General features: G+C 30.8%; 8 protein-coding genes. All 8 read left to right on the forward strand.

All coding sequences use genetic code 11. From position 1 onward, the window contains the following. Window positions 1-105 precede the first annotated feature (105 nt). Window positions 106-1287 carry a sensor histidine kinase gene (locus tag ACJAX4_RS20755; protein WP_435791334.1) on the forward strand — a complete coding sequence of 394 codons (1182 nt, stop codon included), beginning with the start codon at window positions 106-108 and terminating at the stop codon, window positions 1285-1287. Continuing rightward, the gene (locus ACJAX4_RS20760) at window positions 1268-1936 is read left to right on the forward strand and encodes a response regulator (protein WP_435791335.1); all 669 of its coding nucleotides are present in this window, start codon (window positions 1268-1270) and stop codon (window positions 1934-1936) included. Before ACJAX4_RS20755 ends, ACJAX4_RS20760 begins: the two co-directional genes overlap by 20 nt. 179 nt (window positions 1937-2115) lie before the next feature. Next, a complete protein-coding gene (locus ACJAX4_RS20765; protein ID WP_435791336.1) occupies window positions 2116-2289 on the forward strand; it encodes a Flp family type IVb pilin in 174 nt (57 codons plus the stop codon). Window positions 2290-2390: 101 nt separating this feature from the next. Next, complete coding sequence (locus tag ACJAX4_RS20770; RefSeq protein WP_435791337.1) at window positions 2391-2780, forward strand: TadE/TadG family type IV pilus assembly protein; 390 nt, start codon at window positions 2391-2393, stop codon at window positions 2778-2780. 29 nt (window positions 2781-2809) lie between these two features. Further along, a complete protein-coding gene (locus ACJAX4_RS20775) occupies window positions 2810-3703 on the forward strand; it encodes a pilus assembly protein TadG-related protein (RefSeq protein WP_435791338.1) in 894 nt (297 codons plus the stop codon). 33 nt (window positions 3704-3736) lie between these two features. Next, the gene (cpaB, locus tag ACJAX4_RS20780) at window positions 3737-4714 is read left to right on the forward strand and encodes a Flp pilus assembly protein CpaB (RefSeq protein ID WP_435791339.1); all 978 of its coding nucleotides are present in this window, start codon (window positions 3737-3739) and stop codon (window positions 4712-4714) included. 10 nt (window positions 4715-4724) lie between these two features. Next, on the forward strand, window positions 4725-5876 hold the full coding sequence (locus tag ACJAX4_RS20785) for a response regulator (RefSeq protein ID WP_435791340.1): 1152 nt from the start codon (window positions 4725-4727) through the stop codon (window positions 5874-5876). Window positions 5877-5886: 10 nt separating this feature from the next. Beyond that, on the forward strand, window positions 5887-6959 hold a 1073-nt coding region (locus ACJAX4_RS20790; RefSeq protein ID WP_435791341.1), incomplete at its 3' end, for a CpaF family protein.

Below are 6959 nucleotides of genomic sequence, written 5' to 3' on the forward strand. Positions count from 1 at the left end.
GATATATCTATTGTGGATAAAAAAATATTATACTCATTGTTTATAAGTATATGATGTTTAATTTTTATTTGTCATTAAAAATTAATAAAAGTAGGTGTTATACTAATGAATAATTTAAACATAGATGTTGGTCATATTAATAATATTATAAAAAAAATAATTAAACAAATAGGTAATAGTCGCGAACAAATTCTTGAAATAGTTGATAATGCACGAATAGAATATGAACATTTAAAGGTGGAGTTAGCAACAATCAGAAGGGACATAGACAAAGTTATTAACGAAGTTGATGCACTTGAAGTACAGGATAAACTTATGCGTAAAAAGCTAGTGGAGGTATCAAAAAAATTCAACTCATTTAATGAGGATGAAATTAAATCTGTATATGAAAAAGCTTCTGAAATCAGAGTAAAATTTATTATGAAGCAAAATGAAGAAAAGCAGTTTAGAGTAACAAGAGATACATTAGAAATAGCATTAAAAAAATCTGTAAAGAACATAGATAATTCAGAAAAAGTAGTTAACCAAATAAGTATCGCTATGGGTTATTTAGAAGGAGATATTCTTTCAGTCCTAGAAGGAGCTGACAAAAGTTCTGAGATGTTTATAGGGATAAAAATATTAGAAGCACAAGAAAATGAGAGAAAAAGAATATCAAGGGATATTCATGATGGACCAGCACAACATATTGCTAATATTATTATGAAAACGGATATTTGTACTATAATTATTAAAAAGGATTTAAATGCAGGATTAAAGGAACTAGCAGATTTAAAAGAAAGTGTAAAAGTAGCTTTAAAAGAAGTTCGGAGTATTATTTTTGATTTAAGACCTATGTCTCTAGACGATTTAGGCTTAAATAAAACCATTGAGCAAACTGTAAAATCAGTAACAGAAGATTGTAAGATTGATATTGAATTAAAATTAAAACCAATGCAGACAGAGGTAGAATCCATTATTCAAGTAGCAGTGTTTCGTATTATTCAAGAGATTTTCAATAATATAAAAAAACACTCAAAGGCAAAACATGTACAGCTTAAATTAGATTATGGTACAAAATATTTAAGACTGATTATATCAGATGATGGTATTGGATTTAATGTAGAAGAAACGTTAAAAAGAGTGAAAACTAAAGGTAATTCTTATGGACTTATTGGCATACTTGATAGAGTAAAACAATTACAAGGTGAAATTCATATAGAGTCTTCAAGCGGAGCAGGTTCAGTTTATAATGTTGTGCTTCCGGTTAATCGAGAGGTGATTAAAGATGAAAAAAGAGGGGATTAAAGTATTAATAGCAGATGATCATGATCTTATTAGACAAGGCTTAAAGAGGATAATAAGTTTTGAAGAATACATAACTATCGTCGGAGAGGCTGAAAATGGTCAGAAAGTGCTTGATACGTTAAAGGTATGTGTACCTGATGTCATATTATTGGATATGAAAATGCCTCTAATGGATGGGCTTGAAGTCCTTCAAAGAGCTAAGAAAGAAATACAAAATATAAAAATAATCATGCTCACAGTTGAAAACGAAAAAACTTTTATTATGGATGCTATTGATAAGGGGGCAGATGGGTATGTCCTTAAAGAATCTGCTGGCTCAGAAATTGTAGAGGCCATCAAAACTGTGTACAAAGGGGACAAGTATATTGATAAATCACTAGTTTCTCTTCTTTTCTCTGGGTTTAAAAATCAAGATAAAAAAGAGCAACCTATTTTAGATTGTCTTACCAAAAGAGAAGTTGAAGTTTTATTATATATTTCTAAGGGACTCAGTAACAAAGATATTGGAGAACGTCTTTTTTTATCAGAAAAGACTGTGAAGAATTATGCAACAATTTTGTTTAGAAAAATAAAAGCACATGATCGTGTAAAAGCCACTATTTTTGCTATTAATCAGCACATCCAGCTGTATTATGATTCTAAGTTTTAAAGTCAATTTATTAACGATTTAAGTGGGATCTTGTCTCTATATTCATTAGGGACTAAGGTCCTATTTTTTATAGACTTTTAGCTCTATAGATTGTGACTTTTAGTATCTTATGTGACCTTCAATTTAGGAATATAATAAGCTTAATAGAACAAACAAAACAAATTAGAGGAGGAATTATTATGATAAGATATTGTATGAATTACGTATCATTAAAGCTTAAAGAAGAAAAAGGACAAGGTATGGTAGAATATGCATTATTAGTGGCACTTATCGCAGTAGTTGTTATTGCAGGATTATTAGTACTTGGACCAATTATTAGTGACAAATTTGAAGAAATCAGCACTAAAATTTAGAAGCATCCTTTTCAATTGAGAGTTGAGTTTTACTTTCCCATTAAAAGTAGAAAAACTTTACTCTCATATTTCAACTCTCAACAATAACAGAGGTGATAAGTATGAAACGTTTACGAAATGAAAAAGGACAATCTCTTGTGGAGTTTTCTATTTTACTCCCTCTCTTATTGTTACTACTTATGGGAATTTTTGAATTTGGGTTAATGCTAAATTCATACCTCACCATTCATAATTCTGCAAGAGAAGGTGCTAGACTTGGTATAGTAGCGGGTTCTAATTTAGATATTAATGAACTAATAACTAACATTTCCCCTAATTTAGACACTGAAAATCTAATAGTAAATATAACACCATCTGAAGGAAGCAGAGAATCTGGTGGCACCCTTACGGTAGAGGTTGTATATAACTATCAGGTAACTATTCCTATAATAAGTAATATTCTTAACAATGTGGTGGTTTTAAAAGCACAAACATCAATGAGAATAGAATGAGAGCTTGAAGCTCTTTAGGAGATGATATAATGAGTAAATTGGATAACAAAGGGAATGTAGCTATTATATTATGTTTAGTTTTCACAGTACTATTGGGTTTTACAGCTTATGTTGTGGATATCGGTTTAATTTATGTTGAAAAAGTGAAATTATCTAATGCTATTGATTCTGCAGTATTAGCCGCTAGCTTAGAGTTACCTACAGATTCCATTAAAGCAAAAGATGTCGCTACTGAATATCTAGAAAAGAATAATGTTGATCCAAGCAAAGTTTCAATTACTATAAGTGCTGATAGTAAAAGCATAGAAATGGTTGGAATAAAAACTGTGGATCATTTTTTTGCACCTATATTTGGGATAGATAGCAGTGATGTAAATGCAATTACAAAAGCAATTATAGCACCTGTCAAATCGGTAAAAGGCGGCATTAGACCCTTTGCAGTTGAAATATTTAATTTTGATTATGGTGATGAGGTAATACTTAAAAATGGTGGTGGAGATGGCAGTAATGGAAATTATGGTGCCGTGGCACTAGGCGGAAATGGAGCAAATGTATTCGAATCAAATGGAATTTACGGCTATAGTGGCACAATAACTGTGGGAGATATGATAGATACTGAGCCTGGTAACATGGCAGGTGCTACTAACGGGATAAAAAATTACATTAACTCAGAATGTAGCGACTTTTCTAATTTTGAGAGAAATTCTATTAGATTGTGGACAATTCCTTTAGTAGATTCACTAAATGTTAATGGAAGAAAAAGTGTCTTAGTGGTAGGCTTTGCAGAATTTTATGTGGAGGCAATTATAAAAAACTCTGGAAAAAATCAAATTCAAGGACGCTTTGTTAGATTTGTAACAAATGGAGAGGTTGATATGACCATAAGTGATACTGGAGCCTATGGTTCAAAATTAATTAAATAATACTAAAGAAATAGGATTATAGGTGGTGTCTTTGTGAAAAATACAGGAAAAAGATTAATTTTAATATCTTTCATGTTAGCAGTGATAATTAGCGTAGCTATCTTCATATACTTAAAACCACTAAAAACAACAGAAATAGAGGTTAATGAAAAAACTATTTTAGTTGCAGCTGAAACTATAGCACCAAGAACTTTAATTAATAAAAAAATGGTTAAAGAAATCAAATTGCCTGACAATGAAATATTTAAAGATTATATTTTAGAAATTTCTACTGTTGTAGGTAAATATACTAAGGAAAGTATAATGAAAGATGAAGGTTTCCGTAAAGATAAATTGATGAATTCACTTGATAACGAATTAAGTTTAAAAATAGAAGGTAATAATAGAGGTGTTTCCATAAATGTTAATGGAAGTACAGGTGTTTCAGATCTTATCAAACAAGGCGATTATGTTGACGTAATTGTGTCATTAGCAGAGAAGAAAGAAGGGACTACAATTGTTAGACCAGATATTACAAAAATACTACTTCAAAATATTGAGGTGTTAGCAATAGATAAAGAACTTAATAGAGATGTTGAAAAAAGATTAGAGGTACCTACTAATTATTTAGCAACGTTATCTGTGCCAATTTTTGATATAGAGAAGTTAGCCCTGGCGGAGGATATTGGAAAGTTAAAACTTGTGTTAAGACCTTTAAAACAAGATTATATTTACAAATCGGACGGCGAATTATGGGAAGAACTTATTTTGGATGATTTTAAAGAAATGAGTAATTTATTTCCAGAATATAAGATTAAAACAGTAGAAGAGAATAAGGTTAATTCAGGTGATTATAACTATAAAAAATACGATTATTATGTGGTAAAACAAGGTGACACTCTAAGAAAAATAAGTGAAGATTTCTATGGAGATCCAACAAAATATTCATTAATAAAACAAGTTAACGGAATTTGGAATGAAAATCTCATTGAAACTGGAACAGGCATTAAAATCCCGGTACTAGAAAAATAGGGGTGAAATTATGAGTAAGATTAAAATAATAATTGCAGACGATATAGAAGAAACGAGAAATGTAATAAAGAAAATATTAACTTTAGAAAATGACTTTTTTGAAATTGTTGGCGAAGCAAGTAATGGAGAAGAAGTTTTAAAACTTATTCCTAACGTAAAGCCAGATATTATATTAATGGACATTAATATGCCTGTACTCAATGGTCTGGAAGCTACAGAAAAAATAACAAACCAATTTCCCGCAGTTACAGTAATTATTATGTCTGTTCAAGCTGAAAGTGAATACCTAAAAAAAGCTATGTTCCATGGAGCAAAAGAGTATATTATTAAGCCTTTTAACTATGAAGTGTTAGTTAATACCATACTTACGACCTATGAAAAATATAAAAATAAGGCTATAAACGCAGCAAACTTTGAAGAAAATCAGAGGACTGCAAAAATCATAACCTATTTCAGTTCCAAAGGAGGAGTAGGAAAATCTATTTTAGCACTAAATAGTGCTGTGGCTTTAAGCCGTGAGTATCATAAGAGAACTCTACTAATAGATTTAGATTTGCAATTTGGAGATATATCAATGCTTGTCAACAAATATTCAGAGAAAACAATTCTTGATGTTATTGAGGATGGACAATTAGACTCATACGACAATATTAAACCTTACCTACATAAATTCAATGAAAATCTTGACATCCTTTTTGCTCCTGTAAAACCTGAAGCAGCAGAGTATATTGGAAAAGATAGCATTGAAAAAATGATGAAGACTCTAAAAAAACAGTATGATGTGATTATCATTGATACAGGCATTAATTTTAATGATAGCACCCTTTATATTTTAGACCTTTCTGAAATAGTGTTATTTGTTGCTACCATGGAAATAGTTGCCCTTAAAAATACAAAATTAGGTCTAGGGGTTATGAGGTCTCTTGGTTATGATGAAAATAAAGTTAAATTAATTATTAATAATTTTACAACTAAATACGGAATAAGTAAGGTAGAAGTAGAGGGAGCATTTAGGGATGGCATTTTTGCTATGATTCCAGAGGAGCAAAATACAGTAAGTACCTCAGTGAATAAAGGGAAGCCGTTTTGTGATAGTCCTAAATATGATAAGTTAAAAATAGGAAAAGCTATTGCTATAATGTGTAAAGAATTAGCAATGTAGAGGTGATTGTATGTCCCTTATAAAGAGACTAGAAAAGATAAATGTGGATAAAAAATCTAATAAATCTGACGAAAAAGAAGTAGATCCATATTTTGAATTAAAAGTAAAAATTCAAAATAGGGTAATAGAAGAGCTTGATATAGATTTTAATGATATTTCGGATCAAAATGAGGAATTAAGGGAAGAAATAAATTTTATTGTTATGAAGCACATTGAGCAAGAATCTCTAAACATGACAACAAATCAAAAGAAAAAAATAAAGGAAGAACTATTGGATGAAATTATAGGGTTTGGTCCTATTACTGCATTACTTTCTGATAAAAGTGTAACTGAAATTATGGTTAATGGTCCGAATCATGTTTATATTGAACAGGATGGCAAGCTGGTGCTTACTGATGCTAAATTTAAAAATAATAATCATGTGATGCATGTTATTAAAAAAATTGTAGCGCCTATTGGAAGAAGAATAGATGAGAGTTCCCCTATGGTTGATGCAAGACTACCCAATGGTTCTAGAGTAAATGCTATAATACCACCACTAGCTATTGATGGACCATCAATTACTATAAGAAAGTTTGCTGAAGATCCTTTTAAGGTGGAAGATTTAATAAATTTTGGAACTCTTAGCTCAAAGATGGCAGAACTCCTTAAATATTGTGTTGAAGGACGTTTAAATATTGTTGTTTCAGGTGGGACTGGTAGTGGGAAAACTACCACTTTAAACGTACTTTCTTCTTTTATACCTGAAACGGAACGTATTGTTACTATTGAGGATGCAGCGGAACTACAACTTTCTCAAATACATGTTGTGAGACTTGAGACAAGGCCTTCTAACATTGAAGGTAAAGGGGAAGTAAGTATAAGAGATCTAGTTAAAAACAGTTTAAGAATGAGACCAGATCGAATAATAATAGGAGAAGTGCGTTCAGGAGAAACCCTAGATATGCTTCAAGCTATGAATACCGGTCATGATGGGTCATTAACTACAGGTCATGCAAACTCTCCAAGAGATATGTTATCAAGACTTGAAACTATGGTACTTATGTCTGGAATGAATCTACCTATTAAGGCTATTAGAGATCA

It is taken from the genome of Clostridium sp. (assembly GCF_051278035.1).
GTDB lineage: Bacteria > Bacillota > Clostridia > Clostridiales > Clostridiaceae > Clostridium_AD.